Consider the following 25,024-nt stretch of genomic DNA (forward strand, 5'->3'; position numbering starts at 1 on the left):
TATGTCTGGTTTGCTTCAGGAGGATGTAAGGCGTGCACGTGAACTCTTCGAGTCTCAGGGAGTGGGCGCAATGTATGATTATTTGGAAAGCAAAGGTGATCGTTATGCTACCCTCGCGAATGGCGTGGCAAAGGGGAACTCAATAGCAGGTATTGCGGCGATCGACTTCATGAAGCGCACGGAGCAGGGAGCCGGCCGTCCTATGCAGGAGGAGGATGTCGAGCACGTGCGATTCAAAATGGCCGAGGCCTATCTGGATTTGCTGAGTGAAAAGGTCAAAGCAGGAACTATCGGTGTTGAAGTCAATCATTTGGAAGTCTGGGATTTTCACTCTGATGTTTTCAAAGACTTGGGGCGATCAAAAGATGCTTGGACGCTGAATACCATTTTTGATCTGCTTCATCCCGACAATCGGCAGGCCTACTGGGAAGGTGTTCTGGACGCAGCAGGTAGTCCTGGCTGGGAACTCTTGTTAGCGGTTCGAACTGATGCGAGCGTTGCATTTTCTGCAGCGATGGCGCCTGAGGATTTGCGTGCAAGAGCAGCATCTTGGAAAGCGAGGATCGATTCACCTGGAGGACTAGGGGCGGTTGTGCTGGGCGTAGGTGCCGTCACAGCAAATGGTATCTATGGCTTGATTTCCGACCTTGTTCGATCAGATGAGCCCGCACCTTCCCAACCCATCCAGATCGAAATTACCCCAACCTCAGAATCCCGCCGCGACCTGCAAGGCCAGGACGACATCCGCAACGATGTCTCCGCCGGCTACGTCAACCGCCGACTGACCCACAGCATCGCCTTCACCGACAACACCCTGAACAACACAGACTTCACCTCCGCCCAACTGGGCAGCCTGGCCACGGGCGGCATTCGCCCCGGCGAGCTGCAGCTGGACCCCAACGTCCGCCCCAACCAGCACCTGGCCCAGTTCTATCAGGACGCCACTGACCAGCCCGACTTCAGCCTGCGCAACGCCGCCGTGCTGAACGGCCTGGCCGCAATGACCACGGTCAATACCTTCGTCGACCCGCTGCTGTTCGACCTCAGCGGCCAAGGCGCAGGGCTGACTGGCATCGAGGACGCGGTGCTGTTCGATGTCGACAACAGCGGCCAGCTGCGGCGCACGGGCTGGGCCGATCGGCAGACCGGGATGCTGGTGCACGACGATGGCAGTGGCCAGGTCGTCAGCATCCGCCAGCTGTTCTCTGAATACTTCGGCGGCCAGCCGGGCAGCAATGGCGCCCCAGGCGAGGCGCCGTTCAAGGATGGTTTCGCCGCACTGGCCAGTGTCGATGCCAATGCCGATGGCTTGATTACCGCCGACGATGCGGCGTGGGCACAGCTGAAGCTTTGGGTCGATGCCAACCACGACGGCCGTGCCGATGCCGGTGAACTCAGGGCGCTGCCGGAACATGGCATCACGCAGATCGACCTGCGTCAGGTCCAGCCGCTGAACGAGGTTCGCCAGGGCAATGAAGTCATCTCCCGCGGCGCGTTTGTGGCCAATGGCGTGGAGCGAGAAGTGCTGGCGGTGAAGTACCTCGCCGACACCGTCGGCAACCTTGTCGAGCAGCAAGACGGCGCCACCGTGCTGACCTCCATCAGCGGAGCGACCACGCGCCGATCCTATGTCAGCAACAGCCCGCAGGGCGCCGAGCTGGATGCCGCCGTGTTGGGTGTGGATACCGTGCAGGGCGGGGCGGGTGACGATGTGCTCAAGGCCGCGACAGGTGGCAGCTGGCTGGTTGGCGGCGGTGGCAGCAACACGTATGTGGGCGGCGCCGGTGATGATGTGCTGGTGATCAGCGCCAGTGACCAGGCGGCGAACATCCATGGCAATGGCGGGCGTGACACTGCTCTGATCGTCGGTGAGCACGGTGTTGGCCTGAACATGGCCGAAGCCGGGCTGACCATCGCGCAGGGCGGGCGTGGCAAGGACGTCATCGTCAGTGGCGGGCAGCGTGGTGTTTTCATCAAGGGCGGATCGGGTGACAGCCTGCTGATCGGTGGCGGCGGTAACGATGTGCTGGTTGGCGGCACGGGCCGCAACACCATCATCGGCGGCACGGGCAAGGCAGTCATCTATGCCGGCCCCAATGGCGACCGCATTCAGGCTTCGGCCGCTGGCAGCATCATCCATGCCGGCGGCGGTGCAGACCAGATTACGGGCGGTGCGGCGGACGACGTCATCGAGGCCGGGCGCGGCAATGCCACCATTGACGGCGCAGGCGGGATCAATCTGGTCACCCTGCATGGCAACCATGATGAGTACCTGATTACCCGCACGGCGACGGGCTATCAAGTAAGCGATCGGCAGGCTGAGCGCGATGGCAGCCTTACCCTGAGCAATGTTCAGAAAATCAGTTTCGCCGATATCGCGGCGGTCGACCTGCAGGGCCCCGGCGCACTGCCGATTGGCGATACGCTTGCCCCGGAACAGATGGCTACATTCACCACCACGCCAACCGCCCTGGTCATTCCTGCCTCGGTGTTGCTGGCCAATGACCAGCCACTCAATAGCACTGGCCCGCTGCGGATTGCCTCGGTCGGCGACGGCAAGGGCGCGACCGTTCGGCTCAATGATCAGGGTGATGTCGAAGTCACGCCGATGCCCGGCCATGACGCGGATGTGACCTTCCGCTACGACCTCGTCGATGCTGCCGGCAACCCATCGGTGGGCGTGACAGAGGTCGCCAGCGGCGCATCGGCCTCCTTGCGCGCCACGGTGACCTTGCGTCACGAGCAGTCACCTGTCGATCCTTTGGCATCGCGTCAGTGGTACCTCAATGAGATCGATGTTCAGCCGGTCTGGCGTGACTTCTCGGGCAAGGGCGTGAGGATCGGCCAGTTCGAGCCCGGGGGTGAATTTGCCGTTGCGCCGGAGATCTTCGACATCCAGCACCCGGACCTGCAAGCCAACATCGACCCCATCTGGCTACAGACCCAACGCAGCAATGGCACGCTTCCGGCCCTGGCTTCCCATCATGCGACGCAAGTGGCGGGGGTCATGGTCGGTGCGCGCAATGATCAAGGCGGCATCGGTGTTGCCTACGATGCGAAACTCGGTGGGCACTACCTGGCCAACAAAGGCGATGACCTGACCAACCTGGGGCAGATGGTCAATTACGACATCGCCAACCACAGTTGGGGCTTCAAGACCGATTTCGCCATCGGCAACGTGCCCGAAGGCAGGGTCGACACTGCCCTGGCCCTGGCCTTCAGCGCAACGCTGGCGGCCACCAACGGGCGCGGCGGGCTGGGTACCGTCATCGTCACCTCGGGTGGCAACCAGCGCGAACAAGGCGGTAGTGCGCAAGGGTCGCTGATCAACAACAGCCGTCACGCCATCGAAGTGGCGGCCGTCAATGCCAAGGCCGACCTCTCGGTACTGCAGGTGGCCAGTGCGCCGTTTTCCAACCCCGGTTCGAGCCTGCTGGTGGCGGCGCCCGGTAGCCATGTGCTGTCCAGCGGCATCAACCTGGAGGCCGAGCGTGGTGCCAAGGTTGGCAGTGCCTATGGCACGACCCAGGGCACCAGCTTCGCCGCGCCGATCGTCTCCGGTGTGGTGGCGTTGATGCTGCAGGCCAACCCCGGGCTTGGTTACCGCGATGTGCAGCAGATTCTGGCGTTGTCCGCACGCAAGGTCGAAGACCCGGCTACGGTCTGGCGCGACAACGCCGGGTCCAACTGGAATGGCGGTGGCATGCGCGCCAGCCATGACTACGGCTTCGGCATGGTCGACGCTCGTGCTGCCGTGCGCCTGGCCGAGTCGTGGGCCGGCCAGGCGAGCAAGGCCAACGAGCAGCAGTTGACGGCCGCTAGCGAAGCGCTTGCACAGGTGATTGCGCCGGGGCAAGTCAGCACATTTGCCTTGAGCATGCCGGCCGGGGTGCTGGTGGAGCATGTCGAAGTCGATTTTCACTCCCAGGTTGGCCGCCTCGGTGACATGACCCTCACGCTGATATCGCCTGGCGGGACACGCAGTGTACTGCTGGACCGCGCCGGCAAGGCACCGGGTTCGGCTGACGATGATCAGGGCAATCCACGCTCGGGCGAGTTCAAGTACGGCTTCATGTCGACCCATCAGCGCGGTGAACGCTCGGTCGGCGAGTGGCGGCTGGAAGTCAGCAATGCCGGCAACGGGCTGCCACTGACGCTTGATCGCTGGGCACTGCGCGTCGTGGGCAGCCCTAGCAATGCCAATGATGTCTATTACTACACCAATGACTACGCCGATGCCGTTGCCCAGAACGCAGCGCGTGCCGTGCTAGACGATGCAGTCAATGGCACTGCAGGCGGGCGCAATACCCTCAATGCCGCGGCGCTGAGCCGGAGTATTTCGGTCGATCTGGTCAGTGGCATAGCCAGCATTGGCGGGACCGCACTCACCCTCGCACCTGGCGCGGTGCATAACCTGATCGGTGGTGACGGTGACGACACTCTCATCGCTGGGGCGGACGGTGCATGGCTCGATGGCGGACGTGGTTACAACCTGCTCAAAGGCGGCGGCGGAACGGATCGCTATGTCATTCACAAGCGTGCGGAGGGCCGTGATGAGCTCGAACAGTTCGAGCGCTCCCGAGAGGTCGTCGATCTGATTGGTTTTGGCAACAAGGCCTTTACCGATTTGCAATTGAGCCAGGATGGCGAGACTGCCGTGGTTGGTCTGGGTAATGGGCAGACTCTGCGCTTTGCACAACAGACTGTCGCCGACCTGCAGCCGAGCAACTTCCGTTTTCTGGACACGCTGATTACTGCGCCGGGATATTTCGACGGCAGCCCTGAAGGGCAAGTGCAGGAGCCATCCAGCGGTACCGTGCTGCTCAGTGGCGGTTCTGGAGGGGTGTCACTGACATCGGATGCCTCGGGGCAACTTGTCGCGTCGTTGACAGGCACGATCTATGGCCCGGCAAGTGTCGCGCCCAGTGTCTTCGTGGTGGAAAAACAGGACGGTGTGACCAACTACAAGAACACGGTGCGTGGCTTCCGGCACGGTATCGACAAGATCGACCTGAGCCAGACCGGCATCAGCCGCTACGAAGACTTGCAGCTCACCAAGGACGAGCGGTTCCAGTTGAATGGTTTTGCCCAGATACACGGTGTGACCGTGGCGGGGCAGGACAGCACGGTGCAGCTGCTGTATCTGGATGCGCTGGAACTGGCCCAGGTAACGGTTGACGATTTCATCTTTGCCCCACCAGCAGCGGCGACCTTGCCCGGCATGGCACCCCTGGAGGCACCCAACCTTGCCAACTTGGTGGATGCGATGGCGGCATTCGCCCCGGAGGCAGCCAGTACAAAGCTGCTTGCCGAGGCGCCCACGCCGCGCTGGGAATCGACAATTGCCGTCGCAGCATGATCCAGCTCAAGCGCCGGGCGGCACAAAGTCATTGCGCTGGTAGAACCGCTCCAGCTCATGTGTCGCCGGCTCTTCACCAGTAAAGATGCGCAGGTACTCCGGTATGAAGCGCATGCGGTATTCCAGCGGCTCGACGGTCTTCATGCTGATGTAGCCGATCTGCGCCAGGTAGATCGAGCGGGCGCGGGTGGCGGCGGCGTCTTCGCTGAAGCCGAAGCGGTCGAACATCGCCTTCAGCGCCGCCATGCGCAGGTTGTCGGCCTGCTTTATTTCCTCGGCTACCTGCTCCGACTGCAGCGCCCAGCTGCGCATGGCGAATTCGCACTGCGAATCGAACAGCTCGCTGTTCAGCCAACAGTCGAACACGTTGAGGATCGCCTCGGTGATGGACGCCGCGTAGGCCTGTGACTGGCTCACCAGGTTGCGCGTGTTCTTGTTCTTCCACTGCTCGATCAGCGCCGCGAGCAAGGCTTCGCGGTCTTCGAAGTACCAGTAGAAGCTGGTGCGGGCGAGGTTGAGTTTCTTGGCCAGCGGCAGCACGCGCACGGCATCCACCCCCGACTCCTTGAGGGTTTCGAAGGCCGCGTTGAGCCAGCTCTCGATCGAGCCGCGGGTGGCGATTTCCGGGTGGTTCGAGGTCATGTTCATAGGCGCATTGTTCCGTATCCATGGGGGCCTGACAAGCTCAATGTACACCACTGTCGAATTTATTGACACTGGTGTACATGGGGTCTAATGTCGATTTTGCCTGATGCCCTGAACGCGAGAACAATCATGTCAAATGACCCGTTGCTTCAGCCGTACCAACTCAAGCACCTCACCTTGCGCAACCGCATCATCACCACCTCCCACGAACCCGCCTACCCCGAAGACGGCATGCCCAAGCAGCTGTACCGCGCCTACCACGTCGAGCGCGCCAAGGCCGGCGTGGCCATGACCATGACGGCCGGTTCCGCTGCCATTTCCCGCGACAGCCCGCCGGTGTTCAACAACGTGCTGGCCTACAAGGACGAAGTGGTAGGCTGGATGAAGGACCTCACCGACGAGTGCCACGAGCACGGTGCGGCGGTGATGATCCAGCTCACCCACTTGGGCCGCCGCACCCGCTGGGACAAGGGCGACTGGCTGCCGGTGGTGTCACCGTCGCACAACCAGGAGCCGGCGCACCGGGCTTTCCCCAAGCGCCTGGAAATCTGGGACATCGAGCGCATCGTCAAGGATTACGCCGATGCCGCCGAACGCATGCAGGCCGCCGGGCTCGATGGCATCGAGCTGCAGGCCTACGGCCACCTGATGGACCAGTTCTGGTCGCCGCTGACCAACGAACTGCAGAACGTCTACGGTGGCTCGCTGGAAAACCGCCTGCGCTTCACCTTCGAGGTGCTCACGGCCATTCGAAAACGGGTCGGCGATCAGTTCATCGTCGGCATTCGCTATACCGGCGATGAAGTGCTGGCCGGCGGGCTGACGAAAGCGGAGGGCCTGCAGATCTCCCAGCTGCTGAAGAACAGCGGCATGATCGACTTCCTCAACGTGATCCGCGGCAACATCGCCACCGACGCCGGCCTGACCGACATCATCCCGATCCAGGGCATGCGCAACGCGCCGCACCTGGACTTCGCCGGCGAGATCCGTTCGCTGACCGGCTTCCCGACCTTCCACGCGGCGAAGATCCCGGATGTGGCCACTGCCCGCCATGCCATTGCCAGCGGCAAGGTGGACATGGTTGGCATGACTCGCGCGCACATGACCGACCCGCACATCGTGCGCAAGATCATCGAAGGCCGCGAAGACGACATCCGCCCCTGTGTCGGCGCCAACTATTGCCTCGATCGCATCTACCACGGCGGTTCCGCCTATTGCATCCACAACGCCGCCACCGGCCGCGAGACCACCATGCCGCACCAGATTCCCAAGGCCGGGCGCAAGCGCAAGATCGTCATCGTCGGGGCTGGCCCGGCAGGCCTGGAGGCTGCGCGGGTGGCGGGCGAACGGGGCCATGAAGTGGTGGTGTACGAGGTGGCCGACAAGGCTGGCGGGCAGATCCGCCTGACTGCGCAGTCGGAGCGGCGCAAGGAGATGATCAGCATCATCGACTGGCGTCTGGCCCAGTGCGAACGCCTGGGCGTGACCTTCCACTACAACGTCTGGGCCGACAGCCAGATCCTCCTCGACGAAGCCCCCGACGTGGTCATCGTCGCCACCGGCGGCCTGCCGCACACCGAGGTGCTGGAGCAGGGCAATGAGCTGGTGGTGTCGAGCTGGGACATCATCTCGGGCGACGTCAAACCCGGGCGCAATGTGCTGGTGTACGACGATGCCGGCGACCACGCCGCGTTGCAGGCCGCCGAGTTCATCGCCCAGAGCGGTGCGCGCACCGAGATCATGACCCCCGACCGCACCTTCTCGCCCGAGGTCATGGGCATGAACCTGGTGCCCTACATGCGCGCCTTGCAGCAGCTGGACACCACTTTCACCGTGACCTGGCGCCTGAAAGCGGTGAGCAGAACCGCCGACGGCCTGCTGGCAACCATCGGCACCGACTACAGCGAGCTGCGCCAGACCCGGCTGGTCGACCAGGTGGTGGTCAACCACGGCACGCGGCCGCTGGACGACCTGTACTTCCAGCTGTGCCCGCTGTCGAGCAACGAAGGCGCGGTGGAGTACATGGATCTGATCGCCGGCCGCCCACAGGCTGTGGCGCGGCGTGACGACGGCCGCTTCCAGCTGTTCCGCATCGGTGACGCGGTGGCCTCGCGCAACACCCATGCCGCCATCTACGACGCCCTGCGCCTGGTCAAAGACCTCTGAGCCACGCGCCACAAAAACCATAAGAACAGCAGCACCCGTTTCGCGCTTCCTTGTTACTGCCCTGGCTCCAACAACGACAACGATATCCAGTGGAGAGTGTAACCATGCACATCGGTACCCGACCGAGCCCCGCGCCATCCCTGCAGTTTCGTGACGACGTCAGCGTAACCGGCCACGCCCTGGCCCCGGTGGACAGCGAGCTGCTCGCTGCCCAGGCCGCGATCGACCGCAAGGCCCTGCGCCGCTATCGCCTGGAGCGCATCCGCCAGCAGCTGCGCGCCCATGACTACGGCGGCATCCTGCTCGCCGACCCGATCAACATCCGCTACGCCACCGACACCAACAACCTCGGCCTGTGGGTCATGCATTCGCCCAGCCGCTATGTGTTCGTGCCCACCGAGGGCCCGCTGGTGCTGTTCGAGTTCACCAGCAGCCGGCACAACAGCGAGCACGTCGAGACCATCGACGAGATCCGCCCGGCGCTGCCATGGCTGTACTTCCTGGCCGGCCCGCGGGTCGACGAAAAAGCCGCGTTGTGGGCGGCTGAAGTGGCCGAGCTGATGGTCCGCCACAGCGGTGGCAACCGTCGCCTGGCCGTGGACCGCTGCGATCCATGGGGTGCCGAGAAGCTCAAGGCCAAGGGCATCGAGCTGTTCGATGCGCAACCGCTGATGGAGCAGGCGCGGTTGATCAAGTCGGTTGAAGAGGTCGCCAGTCACCGGGTGTCGATGGCGGTCTGCGACCTGGCCATCGCCCGCATGCGCGCCAGCCTGCAGCCGGGCATTACCGAAAACCAGCTGTGGAGCATCCTCCATGGCACCAACGTCGCTCAAGGTGGCGAGTGGGCCGAAAGCCGCCTGCTCAGCTCCGGCCCGCGCACCAATCCATGGTTCCAGGACGCTACCGACAAAGTCATCGAGGCCGGCGAGATGGTCTGCTTCGACACCGACATGGTCGGCCCCGGTGGCTACCTGTCGGACATCTCGCGCAGCTTCGTCTGCCCCGGCAAGCCGGTGACGGCGGCCCAGCGCGAACTGCTCGACATCGCCAGCCAGCAGATCAGCCATAACGTCGGGCTGCTGCGCCCGGGCCTGTCGTTCCGCGAGTTCGCCGAGCGCTGCTGGCCGGTGCCGCGCCAGTTCGAGCACAACCGCTACATGATGATGTTGCACGGCGTCGGCCTGGTCGACGAATACCCCAGCGTGGCCTACGCCGTGGACTTCGCCGAGTGGGGCTATGACGGCCTGTTCCAGGAAAACATGGTGGTCTCGGTGGAAAGCTACATCGGCGAACGCGGCGGGCGTGAAGGCGTGAAGCTGGAAGAACAGGTGCTGATCACCGCCCAGGGCGCGCTCAAGCTGTCGAGCACGCCCCTGGTCGATGACCAGCGGTCTTGAGCGGAGGGCCTGCCCATGAACCCGATGAGCGTTCCGCTGCGCCAGGTTCCAGCCGTGCCTGAGCCCAAACCTGCGTTCCTGCGCCTGGAGTCGATCCACAAGCAGTTCGGCCCCTATGAGGTGCTGCACGACGTCAATTTCGAGATGCGCAAGGGCGAGGTGGTGGCCATCATCGGCCCCAGCGGCTCGGGCAAGAGCACCTTGCTGCGCTGCATCAACCAGCTGGAGCCGCCGACCCGCGGGCGCATCCGCCTCGACGAGCTGGACATCGACGCGGCCACGCCACTGGCACGCGCCGACCTGCTGAAGCTGCGCCGGCGCATCGGCATGGTGTTCCAGTCGTTCAACCTGTTCCCGCACATGACCGTGCTGCGCAACGTCAGCCTGGCGCAGGTGCGCACCCTCGGTCGCAGCCAGCGCGAGGCCGATGCGCGCTCGCTGCAGTTGCTGGAGCGGGTGGGCCTGGTCGACAAGGCCGGGCACTACCCGGCGAGGTGCTCCGGTGGCCAGCAGCAACGTATCGCCATCGCTCGGGCACTGGCGCTGGAGCCTGAGTTGATGCTGTTCGACGAGCCGACCTCGGCGCTGGACCCGGAGCTGGGGCTGGAAGTGCTGGCGGTCATGAAGGAGCTGGCTGCCGAGGGCATGTCGATGATCGTCGTCACCCACGAGATGCACTTTGCCGAGACGGTGTCCGACCGGGTGGTGGTGATGGCTGACGGGCGTATCCTCGAACAGGGCCCCAGTGCCCGGGTGATGCGCCAGCCACAGCATGAGCGGGTGGTGAAGTTTCTCCAGGCCGTGAGGGACCGCTGATGAACGACATTCTCTCGATGTTGCTCACGGGCGTGCCGTGGACGCTGGGGGTGACCCTGTGTGCGTTCGCCACCGGGGTGGTGCTGGGCTTTCCGCTGTGTGCGCTGCGCATGGCCCGCTCACGGGGGTTGGCGGCGCTCGGTGCGGCCATTGTGCTGACCTTGCGCTCGATCCCGCCGATCGTCTGGCTGTTCTTCATCTTCTTCGGCATTGGCGGTGGTTATCTCACCCTGTCGCCGTTCGTCGCGGCGGTGGTCGGCCTGGGCCTGATCACCGCCGCACAGATGGCCGAGGTGTACCGCGGCGCCTTTGCGGCGATCCCCGATGGCCAGTACGAGGCGGCCCATGTGCTCAACCTGTCGCCACCGCAACGCTTCTTCGATGTGGTGTTGCCGCAACTGACACGCATCTCCATCCCGACGGCGGCCACCTATGCCATCGGCCTGCTCAAGGATTCGGCGGTGGCGTCGACCCTGGGGGTGGCAGACATCAGCTTCCAGGCGTACCAGGTGTCGCAGCAGACCTTCCAGGGGTTGGGTGTGTATAGCGCTGCCGCGTTGGTGTACCTGGTGCTCAGCGTGCCGGTGGCGCTGGCCTCGCGCTGGGTGTCGGCGAGCTTGCAACGGAGGATCAGCCAATGAACGAGATCCTGAGCCAATGGGCCGAGTGGTTCCCGGAGCTGTGGAAGGGCTTCGTGCTGTCATTGCAGGTGACCGCCATCAGCCTGTTACTCGGCGTGTGCCTCGGCCTGCTGCTGGCCCTGGGCGTGAGCGCGAAGGGCAGGGCGGTGCGCTACCCGGCGTTGGTGATCGTGGAGCTGGGGCGCGGTGCGCCGGCCTTGATCCTGTTGCAGTACTTCTACTTCGGCCTGCCGTCGGTGAACCTGACCCTGAGCTCGTTCTGGGCGGCCGTGCTGGCGCTGGCCTACTGCACGGCGGCCTATACCAGCGAGATCATCCGGGGTGGCCTGGAGGCGGTGGCCCGGGGTCAGCATGAAGCGGCCGAGGTGATCGGCCTGGACCGGGTCGATGCGCTGCGCTATGTGATCCTGCCCCAGGCACTGCGGGTGGCGCTGCCGTCGCTGCTGGGCTTCTCGATCATGATGTTCCAGGCCTCGTCGCTGTGTTTCACCATCGCCTTGCCCGAAATCGTCAGCCGCGCCTCGGCCATCGGCTCTTCGACCTTCCAGTACATGCCGGTACTGGTGCTGGCCGGGCTGATGTATGCAGCGGTCTGCGCCCCGGCAAGCCTGGGCGTCGCCGCCCTGGAAAGAAGACTGGCGCCCGGCCAGCACGCAACACCCTGAACCCTGCCTGCCCCTTACATTGCCTGCCCCTTACATTGCAAAGGTACCCGTGATGAAACCATTCAAGCGTATTACCCGTTGCCTGGCCTTCTGTGTCGCCGTGGCCGGCAGTGCCCAGGCCCTGGCCGAATGCAAGCCAGGCCACAGCTTTACTACCTTGACCCCCGGCGTCCTGACGGTCGCGGCCTGGGTGTTCCCGCCATACTCGATCCCTGGGCCAAACCAGGAGCTGGGCGGCGTGGACGGCGAGATCATCAGGCAGATCGCCGCCCGCGAATGCCTGACCATCAAGGCCAGCGTGCTTGACCCGGCGGCGGCGATCCAGTCGGTGGTCACCCGCCGTGCCGACGTGGTGATCGGCGACTGGTACCGCACCGTCGAGCGCGGCAAGGTGCTGGGCCTGTCGGCACCGCTGTACCTGGATGTGATGGGCATCATCTCCAAGCCCGGCTATGTCACGGTCGGCGAACTGGAAGGCAAGCGGGTCGGCACCGTGCAGGGTTACCTGTGGGTCAATGACCTGAAGAAGGTGTTGGGCGATAACCTGGTGCTGTACCCCAACCCGGTGGCCATGGCCCAGGACCTGGCGTCCGGGCGCATCGAGGCGGGTATCGACAGCCATGCGGTGGCAATAGCGTCGCAGCAGAAGGGGGCCTATCAAGGCGCGAGCATCAAGGTGTCGGCGCCCGACCCGCGGGTGAAGGCCACCGAGCAGCCGGGGCAGACGGCAATTCCGTACATGCGGAGCAATGCCGAACTGGGCAAGGCGCTCGATGCCAACATCCAGGCGTTGCATGGCAGTGGCGAGATTGCGCGGATCCTCGAGGCCCATGGGCTGGATCGACAGGCGGCTGAAGTGGGGGCGCCGCGGCTGGTGGATTGAGTCTCTCCTGTGCTGGCCCTTTCGCGGGGCCAGCACAGGAAAAAGCTTAATACTTTTGATGCAAGACATAATCTCGTCATCTGGCCTTTTCACTGGCGCCCGACAGGCATAAGGTATACGCCGTTAAAAAATGCCCTGGAGCTGTCATGTCCAACCGTTTCCCTTCCGTTCGTCCTCGCCGCCTGCGCCAGAACGAATCCCTGCGCACGATCTTCCAGGAAACCGAATTCCGTCTGGAAGACCTGATCCTGCCGATCTTCGTCGAGGAAGGCATCGATGACTTCGTGCCGATCACCAGCATGCCGGGTGTCAACCGCATTCCGGAAAAACTGCTGGCCCAGGAAATCGAGCGCTATGCCCGCGCCGGCATCAAGTCGGTGATGACCTTCGGCGTATCGCACAACCTGGACGCCACCGGCAGCGACACCTGGAACGAGAACGGCCTGGTCGCGCGCATGTCGCGGATCTGCAAGGACACCGTGCCGGAAATGGTCGTGATGTCCGACACCTGCTTCTGCGAATACACCAGCCACGGCCACTGCGGCGTGCTGCACGACCACGGCGTGGACAACGACGCCACCCTGGCCAACCTGGGCAAGCAGGCGGTCATCGCCGCCGCTGCTGGTGCCGACTTCATCGCCCCGTCGGCAGCGATGGACGGCCAGGTGCAGGCCATCCGCAGCGCCCTGGACGGCGCCGGCTTCCACGACACCGCGATCATGGCTTACTCCACCAAGTTCGCCTCGTCGCTGTATGGCCCGTTCCGTGAAGCAGGCGGTACCGCGCTCAAGGGCGACCGCAAGAGCTACCAGATGAACCCGATGAACCGCCGCGAAGCGGTGCGCGAGTCGCTGCTCGACGAGCAGGAAGGGGCCGATGTGCTGATGGTCAAGCCGGCCGGTGCCTACCTCGACGTGATCGCCGACATCCGCGCCGCCTCGCGCCTGCCGCTGGCGGCGTACCAGGTGAGTGGCGAGTACGCAATGATCAAGTTCGGCGGCCTGGCCGGTGCCATCGACGAAGGCCGGGTGGTGCGTGAAAGCATCGGCGCAATCAAACGTGCCGGTGCCGACCTGATCCTGACCTACTTCGCCATGGACCTGGCCCGCGAAGGGGTCTGACCCAACGAAAAAGCCGGCATTTTCAAAGAATGCCGGCTTTATGGTTTTAAGTGGGCGGCCCAAGGTCAGACGATGAAGTTCACCAGTCGGTTTGGTACCACGATCATTCTTACCGCGCCTTGCAGATACTTGCTCAATGCCTTGTCGCAGAGCGCTTGGCCCCGGATCGTGTCATGGTCGGCGTCGGCTTGGACGAAAATCTCCCCGCGCAGCTTGCCGTTGACCTGCACCATCATCTTCACTTCATCTTGTTTCAGGGCTTCGCTGTCCGGGGTCGGCCAGGCACTGTCATGGATCGCGCCAGGGAATGCCAGCGTTTCCCAGAGTAGTTGGGTGATATGTGGCGTCACCGGGTGCAGTACCTGCAGGAGAATAGACAGGGTTTCCCGGCAGGCCTGGCGGCCAGCGTCGCGGGCGCCTTCGAGCACCTTGAGCATCTTCATTGCGCCCGAGACGACGGTGTTGTACTGCAGCCGCTCGTAATCGTTATTGATCTGCTGCAGCAAGCCATGGGTCTCGAAACGCACGCGGCTGGCTTGCGTGGCATCCGTCGCGACGTCGCCACCTTCATCCCAGCGAGTTCTCTCGTCAACGGCAACGTTCCAGAGACGGCGCAGGAAGCGATAAGCTCCTTCGACTCCGCTGTCGCTCCAGATCGTGCTCTGGTCGGGAGGCCCTGCGAAGATGGTGAACAGGCGGGCAGTGTCCGCGCCAAACCGGTTGATAATGTCCTTGGGCTCGACCACGTTGTTCTTCGACTTGGACATCTTCTCCACCCCGCCCAGGCTAACGGGCAAACCATCCTCGATCGCCGTGGCGCTGACCGGGCGGCCCTTCTTATCGTAGTTAACCGATACTTCGGAGGGGTAGAACCAACGGCGGCTGCCATCTTCGGCCTTCCGATAGTAACTCTCCCGCAGCAGCATGCCTTGGGTGAACAGGTTCTTGAACGGCTCATCGAAGTCCACCAATCCTTCGTCGCGCATCGCCTTGGTCCAGAACCTGGCATAGAGCAGGTGCAGCACCGCATGTTCGATACCGCCGATGTATTGGTCGATGGGCATCCAGTAGCGATTGCCAGGCCCGACCATCGAGGTGTGGCAGTCCGGGTCGCAGTAGCGCATGAAGTACCAGCTTGAGTCGACGAAGGTATCCATGGTGTCCGTTTCCCGAAGCGCGGGGGCGGCACATCGCGGACATGTGACGTGGCGGAACGCATCATGCTGCTGCAACGGATTGCCACTGCCGTCGGGAATGCAGTCTGTCGGCAATACTACCGGCAGGTCCGCATAAGGCACCGGTACATCGCCACAGTGTTCGCAATGGATGATTGGAATCGGTGTTCCCCAGTAGCGCTGCCGGGAGATGCCCCAGTCTCGCAAGCGCCAGGTGGTGGCTTGCTCGCCGCATTGGCGCTCGGCCAGGGCATCGAAGATCGCTACCGACGCCTGTTCCACCGTGAGGCCATCGTATTCGCCAGAGTTGATCAGGCGGCCTTCCCGGCTGGCGTAAAGATCCGACCAGGCGGCAGGGTCATGGGGCGCCCCTTCGAATGCGATGACTGCGCGCACGGGCAAACCGTACTGGCGGGCAAAGTCGAAATCACGTTCATCGTGGGCCGGTACCCCCATCAAGGCGCCTTCGCCATACTCACCGAGTACATAATTGGTGATCCAGACGGCGACCGGTTCCCCGGTCAATGGATGCTCGACATGCAAGCCGCTCGGAATGCCAACTTTCGGCTGTGCGCCGACAGCAGGGCTGGGATGTGCCGACTGCCGGCACACCTGCACCTGTGATTCAAGACCGGCTTCGAGCTCGATTGCTCGCTTTGCCAGGGGATGATCAGGGGACACAGCGCAAAACGTCACACCCATCAGCGTATCGACGCGCGTGGTGAACACCCACAGCTTGCCCGCGTCGATCAACTGCCCGCTGGCATCTTCGACCCCGTGGAGGAAGGCTACGCGCACGCCACTGGTCTTGCCAATCCAGTTGCGCTGCATGCTGCGAACCATATCTGGCCAGCCGTCCAGGGTATCGATGGCCGACAGCAGCTCTTCGCCATACTGCGTGGTACGCAGGTAGTAGCCCGGAATCTCGCGTTTTTCCACCAGTGCCCCGGATCGCCAACCCCGCCCATCCACCACTTGCTCATTGGCCAGCACGGTCTGGTCGACAGGGTCCCAGTTGACGACCTGGGTTTTCTTGTAGGCCACGCCCTTTTCCAGCAGTTTCAGGAAGAACCACTGGTTCCACTTGTAATATTGCGGATCGCAGGTGGCGATTTCCCTTGACCAGTCGAACGCCAGGCCGAGCGGTTGCATCTGCGATTTCATGTCGGCGATGTTCATCCGTGTCCATTTGGCCGGAGGCACACCCGACTGCATAGCGGCATTTTCTGCTGGCAGGCCGAATGCGTCCCAGCCCATCGGCATCAGGACGTTGTAGCCCTTCATCCTTAAGTGGCGGGCCAGCATGTCATTGATCGTGTAGTTGCGCACATGGCCCATGTGCAACTTCCCTGACGGGTAGGGCAGCATGGAGCAGGCGTAGTATTTTGGCCGACTTTCGTCTTCGACAGCCTTGAAGACTTCATCGCGAAGCCATTTGGCTTGAACCGTGCTCTCAACCCAGACTGGATCATATTGCTGTCGCATAGACGCTCCTCGATGTTACTGACGCTGAGTGGCAATCAACCACTCGACTCTTTCGTTATTGTTGGATTTCAATCGGGCTGTTGAGCTCATCTGCTACCGGTGCTAGTTGCTTAGGCTGATCTCGATGAAGTCGGATTAGAGCAGCCTTGGTGCTCCTTGCTACCTCCTGCCAGCCAGCCACGGGGCCAGACAGAAGATTCATGGCGGGCCGAGTCGAGATGATCGACATGCACCTGGGCCTCGGCCAGTAACCACGGGTCGATCTCGCATGCGGCGGGCGTGCTGCCACCCACCGCGTTGATATGCGCGAGCGGCTTGAGCATGTCCGAAGTGATCAGTGGCGTTGGGCTGGCGTGGGAGGTGGTGGTACAGACGATGTCTGCGTCGGCCAGCGCCAAATGCAGGCTGTCGACCGCATGGATTGGCAAGCAGAGCTCGATGGATAATCGTTCGGCCAGCGCAGCGCTCTGCTCCGCCCGCCGCGAATAAATCCGCACCCTCCCAAGTTCGCGGACGGCAGCCATGGCCCTCACATGTGCGGCGGCCTGGACCCCGGCACCGATCACGGCAAGGTTGAGGCGCCGCAGCGGGCACAGCTTGTTGGTGGCCAATGCGCTCATCGCGCTGGTGCGTATCGCTGTCAGGACCGCGCTGTCCAGCATTGCCAGCAGCCGTCCGGTTTCTGGTTCGATCAACAAGACGGCGCCGTTTACTGCCGGCAAACCCCGCACGCCGTTGCCGGCGTGAAACGACGATACCTTGATTCCCAAGGTGGATTGCTCTGGCAAAAGCGCTGGCATGAACAGGGAAAATGCGTTTTCGCGTTGGTGGGTGATCATCAGCCGATCGGGAACCACCGGAGGCGAAGATATAAAATTTCGATGCGCATCTTCCAACACGCGAACAAGCCTCGGCAGTTCGACACACTGTTCGATGTCTTGGCGATTGAGAAGCAGCATGCCTTCTTCCTCCCTTCATTGATCCTGGTGCGAAGTGGGTAGGGGGCCTACGGCGAAGCTCAGGCTTGAGTTCCGCCATCCACCGGCATCGCGATGCCAGTCACGAACGAAGCCTCCTGGGAGGACAGCCAGTAAACTGCACTGGCTACCTCCTCTGCTTCGCAGATGCGATTGAGTGGGTGGGCGCTGGCTGCTGCCGGCAGGGCACCACCAAGAACCCCTTCCGAGCCGAAGATAAGGCCATCGGCTGTGTCGGCGATTTCGTAGATATCGCGCAGGCAGGCTGACGTCTCGACCGTGACCAGAATCTTCGGACTTGCACCGTCTCGGCACAGGTTGGCCCGGACCACATCGATCTCGGCAGCCGCTTCGGTCATGGCCATCACGATAAATTCAGGTCGATATTCCAGCGATTGAATGAGCAAGAGGTCGAGTAACCCTTCGTTATCGCGCAGCGGGTTGATGCGCAGAGCCGTTCGCTGCACCACCCGCGAGCGATAAAACTGCTCGACACAGGCGCGCGCGTGGGCTTTTTGCCCCTGGGGTACGCCGTCCTCCAGATCAATCACCATGACATCCGTCGAGGTACTCTTTGCGTACTGCTCGGGGTGCAGCGCGGAACAGTAAAGCAGGCTTCTCGGAACAGGCTGGCCCATCGTCATGCGCTCAACCATGGGCAACCGGCAAACCCTGACGGGCCCGCTCGACCTCGGCGCGTACGGCCGCACAGAAACCATGGATGTCCGCATGGGACATATCGGCACGCATCATTACGCGCAGCCCTGACTTGTTCCTGGCGACAATCGGGAAGAACACGGCGGAGGTGTAGTAACCGCGTTTGAACACACCCTCAGAAACGCTGACCGCCAAGTCGGGGTTGTCCAACGGGACAACGCGAATCGGCAAGCCAGAGCCCGCATGCTGGGTAGGGAACAGACTGTCGAACAGTTGGATATTTGTGTTTAGCTTTTTCTGCAGTTTGCCAAGTTCGGGAGACTGGTGAATGTCCAGCGAAGCCATCGAGGCACCGATGGTGGCTGGATTGACATACTGTGAGTAGGACATCGGTCCACCGAAGCGGCGGAAGACCTGCTGGTAATCTGCTCGTTCAGACATGAAGATTCCACCACCATTGGCCCCGAAAGCCTTGGCCTGGGAGTACACCAGCATCGTCCGTGTGTTGATTTCCGGCATGAAGGTGCGGATATAACCCTCGCCCCGTTCGCCATATGCGCTCAGTGAGTGCGAGTCGTCGAAGTACAGGAATAGCCCGTACTTGTCCTGCAGTTGCAGTAGGCGCTCGATCGGTGCGCTGCCGCCCATGCTGTAGGCCCCGTCGGCGACATAGGCGACCAAAGGGTGGCGTTTGCACATGTCTTCGATGAAGTCGACATCATTGTGGTTGCATGTAACCACATGGGTCTCATCCCCACAGACCGCCTTGACCTGGTTCAAGGCAAAATGTGCATGTTTGTCGAAGATCATGAACGGGCGTTGCCCATCCGTAAAAATACCGCCTGCCAGCAAAGGCAGCGATGCAACAATCCCCGCGCTGCATGAGGTTGCGGTGAAGGCGCTGCACTTGAAGTGTGCAGACATGGCCTGCTCCAGTTCATCCAGCTCTTTAAGGCGGATCCGGATGCGGGAGGTCGGCAAATTGACGGTTCTGCTTTGCAACACATAGTCCGCCGCGCGTCTGGCAAGACGTGGGTCGATTTCCAGCCCGAGGTAAGAGCAGGAGCACATATTCATGAAGGTATGTCCGTTCTGATCGGCCATGCGGCTGCGTTCTACATGTCGGACGCTCAAGTCGGTCAACCCGGAGTTCTGCGCGAGTTGCCAGGAGGGATTCCCAATTTCGACCGTCCTAGCAGTATTTATATATTGATTCTTCAAGTCAGACATAAGCCTTCCATTTGCTTGGGTTAAGCATTGATAAAAGTTGTCTTTGCATGTGCGCTGACTGTTGCAACTCATCTATAGGGACTCATTGCGGAGATTGCTGACCTGTTTTTTTCAAGTGTTGGTCATTGTCAAGAGAGATGATTGCTCGGTTGGTCAGTGAGACAGAATATGGCCAAGACCTAACTTTCATGTCAAGCGTTTCTTTCAGAAAGGAACGATGAGCTTTCCATAGTAATGCCGGGAGTGATTATTGATCGAATATCTAATCCTGCCGCTTGAGTGGCGGTCTTGAGGCTTTGGTGCGTCTCATTTGAGCGCGGTGAGAGCCAATATTTGCTTCGTAGAGAGAGTTCGTCGGTGCGTATTTAATGATGTCTGATTAATTTGTAGGAAAAGTCGCTAAAGCGTGTAGGAGTAAATTTTAGTCTAATTGGTTGCTGCGGTTCCGGATATCGTCATGGCGTCAAAAATAGAGGCCAGTTAGTTTGTGCAACCATATAGGTGTCTGTTGATTTATTGGCATGCACTGCGAGGGATGCTGTCGGTAATGGATGATCGCCTGGCGCTTTCCGTCGATAACGTGGACGAGATCCGGTAGAAAATCTATAAGCTTGGACCACTCTTATTGTGTGAGCTTTACCCTTCTTGCTGATGCATGGGGGCGCTGGACAAGGGTGCGTAGGCGAGGATCGACACACCCGGCATAGGACGCCAGATCTGAATGGATAGCCGCTCGGGATGTCTAAGGCCGCAGCAAGCCGCTAGCTGGGCATGCTTCACTCACTCCTGCATCCGGGATGCGAATGAACGTCAAGCCTTCAAATTGGTAGAATTGGCGGGGGTGGGGCACTGTGAGGCTGCCAGCCCCGTTGCTGCATGGGCGTCCACGCCGGCTAAGAGCTCTACCCAGCTGTTTAATCCCGCTACATATTCTCTTCAGATTCTCTCGCGATTCGGCATCAGTGCCTGTTCTATCTGGTGACAGATGCGGCGTGCGCTACTGCGTCCCATGTGTAGTACGCAGAAGGCACACACCATCGTCACCAAGGAGCCTGGCTGGGTCTGGCTGACGGCGCGCCTGGGCCTCGGCTACCTCGCCGACCTGCGCTGGCGCCGACGTACCGCGCGGGACCGCCGCTTGACGCTGGGCAAGGCGCTGATGGGCAAGACCTACCCCGGCCCAGGGTCGATCATTGGGCCGGCCATGACATCTGGCTATATCGCGGCTAATCATCTGGCTTGGCGGGTAGAACAGGGGCGGGCGGAGGTCTTCGTTGATGCTGGCTTGCACTGATGCTGGTGTGGCACAAAAAGGCCGCTGCGAGTGCAGCGGTTTTTTGTGCGCGAAAGGTGGCAGCTTACAGCGCTGCCGCTTCCTGCAGGCTCATCGACCTGGTCTCCGGTGCCAGCACCAGCGAGACCGCAAGGCCGAGCATGGTAATCGCGCTGGCCGCGAACATCGTGTTGGCAATGCCGAACTGCTCCAGCGAGATCGGTACCAGCCAGGTGCCGATGGCCGAGCTGAAGGCAGCCAGCGAGGCGCCCATGCCGACTGCGAAGGCGCGGATCTCGGTGGGGAACAGCTCGTTCGGGTAGACGAACTCCAGCACCTGGGCGCCGCCGATGAACAGTGCATAGGCGCCGAACAGCGACAGCACCACCCAGCCCTGGGCATCCGGGAACAGCCCCAGGCCCAGCAGCGCCAGGCCCGACCACAGGAAACTGTGGATGATGATGGTGCGACGGCCCAGGTAGTTGATCAGCCAGGTGGCGACGCAGCAGCCGATCACCAGGATCAGGGTGATGCCCATCGAACCGTAGGCGGCCAGGTTGCCGGTCAGCTTCAGGGCCTGGAACAGCTTGGGCACGAAGGCGTACACGGCGAACAGCGGGATCACCGCGCAGGCCCAGAACATCACTACGAAGAAGATGCGCTTGCCGTAGCCGGCGCGCAGCGCGTCGAGGAACGACATCGCCTTGCCCGAGGCGGTGTCATCGCTGATGTTGCGCAGCGAAAACGCCGGGCCGTAGACCTGGCGGATCACCTGTTCGGCCTCCTGGCGGCGGCCCTTGTTCAGCAGCCAGCGCGGCGACTCCGGGGTGCCCAGGCGGGCCAGCAACAGCAGGCCGGCAATGATCGCCGGGCTGGCCATGACCGTGCGCCATTGTTCGGGGCCGGCGTCGGCCAGCATGAAGTTGCCGGCGATGTAGGCCAGCGCGGCACCAACGAACCACAGCACGGTCAGCAGCGACAGGCGCGAGCCACGGGATTTCTGCGGGATGAACTCGGTCAGCAGCGAGCCGGCAGCGGTGTATTCGATGCCGACGGCCAGGCCGCAGCACAGGCGCAGTAACGACAGGGCCAGCGGGTCCTGAACCCAGAGCATGGCGATGGACGACAGCAGGACGATGGCCGGGGCGACGAAGAACAGCTTCTGCCGGCCCATGCGGTCGGTCAGCCAGCCGCCGAAGAAGCCGCCGGCGAACACGCCGAGCAGGGCCATGGCGGCGACCATGCCTTGCCAGAAGCCGCCCAGTTGCAAGGCTGCGGACATGGGAAGGGTGGCGACGCCGATGATGCTGAGGATGTAACCGACCATCACCCAGCCCAGCCCGGTACGCAGGGTGAGCAGTTGATGGAAGCGATTGATTTCAACGTCGTCGATCAGGACGGGTGGGGCAGTGGAACGCATGAGTCTCTCTTGAACGGTAGGTGATGCAAGAACGTGTGGATGCGGGCCTGGCGGCCCGCTTGGGTCAGACTTCCAGGCCGGCGCGGAACTGGCCCCACTTGAGCACCGAGTTCACGCCGATCGACAGGAACGGTTGCGGCGGAGTTTTGTTTGGCCCTGGCGACGACAGCAGGAAGTCGATGTGCTCGTTGCGCTCGCCCACCAGCCAGTCGGCCAGCAGCTTGCCCGTGGCGGTGCCACGGGTGATGCCCAGCCCGTTGCAGCACAGTGCGCCGTAAACGTTCGGTGCCAGCTGGCCGAAGAAGCCTTCGTGGTTTTCCGACAGGCAGATCGCGCCGCTCCAGGAGTATTCGAACTCGACGTTGCCGAGCATCGGGAAGCGCCGCTCGAACGACTTGCGGTGGGCCGGCAGGTGGCGCTGCAGGGCCTTGGCACGCGGGCGGCCGTCCGGGTAGAAGTTGAAGCTGTTGCGGATCAGGATGCGGTTGTCGGCGGTGCGTCGCACGGTGCTGCCGAACGGATGCGCCGGGATCACGCCCCACACCGGCTGGCCGCCCAGGCGGGCCTGTTCTTCCTCTGTCAGTTGGCGGCTGAGGCTGGCGTAGAGGAAGGTCGGCAGCAGGCGGCCCTTGAGGAAGCCGAAGGCCGAGGCGAAGCCGTTGTTGGCCAGGATCAGCTTGTCGGTGACGATGCTGCCGCGCGCATGCACCAGGGTGATGCGCTCGCCCTGGTCGATCGAGGTGATTGCGGTGTTTTCGTACAGGGTGACGTTGGCCGGCAGGTGGTCGGCCAGGCCCTTGACCAGTGCCGATGGCTGCAGCAGCAGGGTGCCGGGGATGTGCAGGGCCTTCTTGTAGTACGAGGTGCCGATGTGCGCGGGCAGGTCCTGCTCGTCGATCAGGGTGGAGCTGCAGCCGATCTTCTCCAGGCCGCTGCGGTAGGCCTCGAGGATGGCGATGCCCTTGGCGCCGACGGCTGCCTGGTACTTACCGGAGTCGGACATCTGGCAGTCGATGCCGTTGCGCTCGACGATGTCGCGCAGGTAGTCCTGGCCAAGGGTGTTCAGGCGCAGGATTTTGGTCGCGGTGGTGACATCGCCGATGTAGTCCTTGGCCCCGATGTCGTGGGGCACATCGATGGCGAAACCAGCGTTGCGGCCCGCGGAGCCGAAGCCGACTTCCTGGGCCTCGACCAGCACGATCTCTTCATTGGGGAAGTTCAACGCCATCTGGCGCGCCGCTGCCAGACCGGTCAGGCCGGCGCCGACGATGGTCCAGCGTGCTTCCTTGCGACCCGAATGGCCTGGACGGGGCTGACGCTTGGGGCTGGTGTGATACCAGCCCGGACGGGCGTCGTCGCCAGGCAGCGAAGTGACTTTTTGCAATTTTTATACTCCGGTTAACGATCAGGCTCGCAGGCATGCCACGGTTGGCACACCGGCCTTCGAGTGCGACATTTTGTCATTGTCTATCTCAATAATACAATTTGTCTACTATTCGTCTTTCCGGTTGTGGATTGTTCATGTCGAGAAAAAATCAGTGAGTGCTGAATTATTTAGTGTCCCGTTGTATCTGATCCCTTAGAGCCTTCAGCGACAGGGATACAGGAATGAAATCTCGCAAGAAAAGCGTCCAGCCGATCGGCCTCAAGGACATCACCATCGTCGACGACGCCAAGATGCGTAAGGCGATCACCGCCGCTGCACTGGGCAACGCCATGGAATGGTTCGACTTCGGCGTGTACGGCTTCGTCGCCTTCGCCCTGGGCAAGGTGTTCTTCCCCAACGCCGACCCCAGCGTGCAGATGATCGCGGCGCTGGCCACGTTCTCGGTACCGTTCCTGATCCGCCCGCTGGGCGGGCTGTTCTTCGGCGCCCTGGGCGACCGTTTCGGGCGGCAGAAAATCCTCGCCGCGACCATCGTGATCATGTCGCTGAGCACCTTCGCCATCGGCTTGATACCGTCCTACGCCTCGATCGGCATCTGGGCGCCGATCCTGCTGTTGCTGGCGAAGATGGCCCAGGGTTTCTCGGTGGGCGGGGAGTACACCGGGGCATCGATCTTCGTCGCCGAGTACGCCCCGGACCGCAAGCGCGGCTTCCTCGGCAGCTGGCTGGACTTTGGCTCGATTGCCGGCTTCGTGCTGGGGGCGGGTGTGGTGGTGCTGATCAACACCGTCATCGGCGAAGAGAAGTTCCTCGAATGGGGCTGGCGCCTGCCGTTCTTCCTGGCCTTGCCGCTGGGCATCATCGGCCTTTATCTGCGCCACGCGCTGGAGGAGACCCCGGCGTTCCAGCAGCACGTGGACAAGCTCGAACAGGGTGACCGCGAGGGCCTGGCCTCGGGCCCGAAGGTGTCGTTCAAGGAGGTCGCCACCCAGCACTGGCGCAGCCTGGTGACCTGTATCGGCGTGGTGATCGCCACCAACGTCACCTACTACATGCTGCTCACCTACATGCCCAGCTACCTGTCACACAACCTGCACTACAGCGAAGACCACGGGGTGCTGATCATCATCGCGATCATGGTCGGCATGCTGTTCGTGCAGCCGATCATCGGCTTGATGAGCGACAAGTTCGGCCGCCGCCCGTTCATCGTGGTGGGCAGTGTCGGGCTGTTCGCCCTGGCCATTCCGGCGTTCATGCTGATCAACAGCGGCGCGCTTGGGCTGATCTTCTCCGGCCTGCTGATCATCGCCGTGCTGCTGAACTTCTTCATCGGCGTGATGGCCTCGACCTTGCCGGCGATGTTCCCCACGCACATCCGCTACAGCGCCCTCGCCAGCGCCTTCAACATCTCGGTACTGATCGCCGGCCTGACCCCGACCCTCGCCGCCTGGCTGGTGGAAAGCAGCGGCAACCTGTACATGCCGGCGTACTACCTGATGGTGATTGCCGTGATCGGCCTGGTCACCGGCCTGACCATGAAGGAAACCGCCAACAAGCCGCTGCGTGGCGCAGCGCCCGCCGCGTCGGACATCGAAGAAGCGCGCGAACTGCTGCAGGAGCACCACGACAACATCGAGCAGAAGATCGAAGACATCGACGCGCAGATTGCCGAGCTCGAGGCCAAGCGCCAGTTGCTGGTGCAGCAGCACCCGCGCATCGAGTGAGGG

Annotated in this window: 17 protein-coding genes; 10 read left to right on the top strand and 7 right to left on the bottom strand. The window is 62.3% G+C overall.

The window, feature by feature from the left end; all coding sequences use genetic code 11:
• The first annotated feature begins 1 nt into the window (after window position 1).
• Window positions 2–5,359: a S8 family serine peptidase gene (locus C2H86_RS23270; protein WP_430738563.1), complete on the top strand. Its 5,358-nt coding sequence runs from the start codon at window positions 2–4 to the stop codon at window positions 5,357–5,359.
• Between the two features lie 6 nt (window positions 5,360–5,365).
• Here C2H86_RS23270 and C2H86_RS23275 read toward each other — a convergent pair whose 3' ends face one another.
• Window positions 5,366–6,007 carry a TetR/AcrR family transcriptional regulator gene (locus C2H86_RS23275; protein ID WP_159410031.1) on the bottom strand — a complete coding sequence of 214 codons (642 nt, stop codon included), beginning with the start codon at window positions 6,005–6,007 and terminating at the stop codon, window positions 5,366–5,368.
• 126 nt (window positions 6,008–6,133) lie between these two features.
• Between C2H86_RS23275 and C2H86_RS23280 the strand changes: the two genes are divergently transcribed.
• The 7 genes from C2H86_RS23280 (at window position 6,134) to hemB (ending at window position 13,693) form a co-directional block, all read left to right on the top strand.
• Window positions 6,134–8,170, top strand: coding sequence for an NADH:flavin oxidoreductase (locus C2H86_RS23280; protein WP_159410032.1), 2,037 nt, complete (start codon window positions 6,134–6,136; stop codon window positions 8,168–8,170).
• Between the two features lie 104 nt (window positions 8,171–8,274).
• The gene (locus C2H86_RS23285) at window positions 8,275–9,567 is read left to right on the top strand and encodes a M24 family metallopeptidase (RefSeq protein ID WP_159410033.1); all 1,293 of its coding nucleotides are present in this window, start codon (window positions 8,275–8,277) and stop codon (window positions 9,565–9,567) included.
• Between the two features lie 24 nt (window positions 9,568–9,591).
• Window positions 9,592–10,383 carry an amino acid ABC transporter ATP-binding protein gene (locus C2H86_RS23290; RefSeq protein WP_159412984.1) on the top strand — a complete coding sequence of 264 codons (792 nt, stop codon included), beginning with the start codon at window positions 9,592–9,594 and terminating at the stop codon, window positions 10,381–10,383.
• Complete coding sequence (locus C2H86_RS23295) at window positions 10,383–11,024, top strand: amino acid ABC transporter permease (RefSeq protein WP_159410034.1); 642 nt, start codon at window positions 10,383–10,385, stop codon at window positions 11,022–11,024. The genes C2H86_RS23290 and C2H86_RS23295 overlap by 1 nt, the downstream gene beginning before the upstream one ends.
• Complete coding sequence (locus tag C2H86_RS23300; RefSeq protein ID WP_159410035.1) at window positions 11,021–11,689, top strand: amino acid ABC transporter permease; 669 nt, start codon at window positions 11,021–11,023, stop codon at window positions 11,687–11,689. The genes C2H86_RS23295 and C2H86_RS23300 overlap by 4 nt, the downstream gene beginning before the upstream one ends.
• A 49-nt stretch (window positions 11,690–11,738) precedes the next feature.
• Window positions 11,739–12,572, top strand: a complete 834-nt coding sequence (locus C2H86_RS23305; RefSeq protein ID WP_159410036.1) for a substrate-binding periplasmic protein — start codon at window positions 11,739–11,741, stop codon at window positions 12,570–12,572.
• Between the two features lie 146 nt (window positions 12,573–12,718).
• Window positions 12,719–13,693, top strand: coding sequence for a porphobilinogen synthase (gene hemB / locus C2H86_RS23310; protein WP_159410037.1), 975 nt, complete (start codon window positions 12,719–12,721; stop codon window positions 13,691–13,693).
• Window positions 13,694–13,758: 65 nt separating this feature from the next.
• On the opposite strand, the gene leuS is transcribed toward hemB, so the two are convergent.
• The 4 genes from leuS to C2H86_RS23330 all read right to left on the bottom strand — a co-directional run bounded on the left by leuS (window position 13,759) and on the right by C2H86_RS23330 (window position 19,217).
• Complete coding sequence (gene leuS / locus C2H86_RS23315) at window positions 13,759–16,353, bottom strand: leucine--tRNA ligase (RefSeq protein WP_159410038.1); 2,595 nt, start codon at window positions 16,351–16,353, stop codon at window positions 13,759–13,761.
• Between the two features lie 110 nt (window positions 16,354–16,463).
• A complete protein-coding gene (locus C2H86_RS23320; RefSeq protein ID WP_159410039.1) occupies window positions 16,464–17,312 on the bottom strand; it encodes an ornithine cyclodeaminase family protein in 849 nt (282 codons plus the stop codon).
• 59 nt (window positions 17,313–17,371) lie between these two features.
• Window positions 17,372–17,986, bottom strand: a complete 615-nt coding sequence (locus C2H86_RS23325; RefSeq protein ID WP_205524559.1) for an aldolase/citrate lyase family protein — start codon at window positions 17,984–17,986, stop codon at window positions 17,372–17,374.
• Entirely contained in the window at window positions 17,979–19,217 is a 1,239-nt protein-coding gene (locus C2H86_RS23330) for an aminotransferase class I/II-fold pyridoxal phosphate-dependent enzyme (RefSeq protein ID WP_159410040.1), read from the bottom strand. The genes C2H86_RS23325 and C2H86_RS23330 overlap by 8 nt, the downstream gene beginning before the upstream one ends.
• A 1,009-nt stretch (window positions 19,218–20,226) precedes the next feature.
• On the opposite strand from C2H86_RS23330, the gene C2H86_RS23335 reads away from it, so the two are divergent.
• Window positions 20,227–20,511, top strand: coding sequence for a hypothetical protein (locus C2H86_RS23335; protein ID WP_159410041.1), 285 nt, complete (start codon window positions 20,227–20,229; stop codon window positions 20,509–20,511).
• Window positions 20,512–20,575: 64 nt separating this feature from the next.
• Here C2H86_RS23335 and C2H86_RS23340 read toward each other — a convergent pair whose 3' ends face one another.
• A complete protein-coding gene (locus C2H86_RS23340; RefSeq protein ID WP_159410042.1) occupies window positions 20,576–21,910 on the bottom strand; it encodes an MFS transporter in 1,335 nt (444 codons plus the stop codon).
• Window positions 21,911–21,974: 64 nt separating this feature from the next.
• A complete protein-coding gene (locus C2H86_RS23345; protein WP_159410043.1) occupies window positions 21,975–23,294 on the bottom strand; it encodes an NAD(P)/FAD-dependent oxidoreductase in 1,320 nt (439 codons plus the stop codon).
• A gap of 224 nt (window positions 23,295–23,518) precedes the next feature.
• On the opposite strand from C2H86_RS23345, the gene proP reads away from it, so the two are divergent.
• The gene (proP, locus tag C2H86_RS23350; protein ID WP_159410044.1) at window positions 23,519–25,021 is read left to right on the top strand and encodes a glycine betaine/L-proline transporter ProP; all 1,503 of its coding nucleotides are present in this window, start codon (window positions 23,519–23,521) and stop codon (window positions 25,019–25,021) included.
• The last annotated feature ends 3 nt before the right edge of the window (window positions 25,022–25,024 follow it).

It is taken from the genome of Pseudomonas putida (assembly GCF_009883635.2).
Classification (GTDB): Bacteria; Pseudomonadota; Gammaproteobacteria; order Pseudomonadales; family Pseudomonadaceae; genus Aquipseudomonas; species Aquipseudomonas putida_W.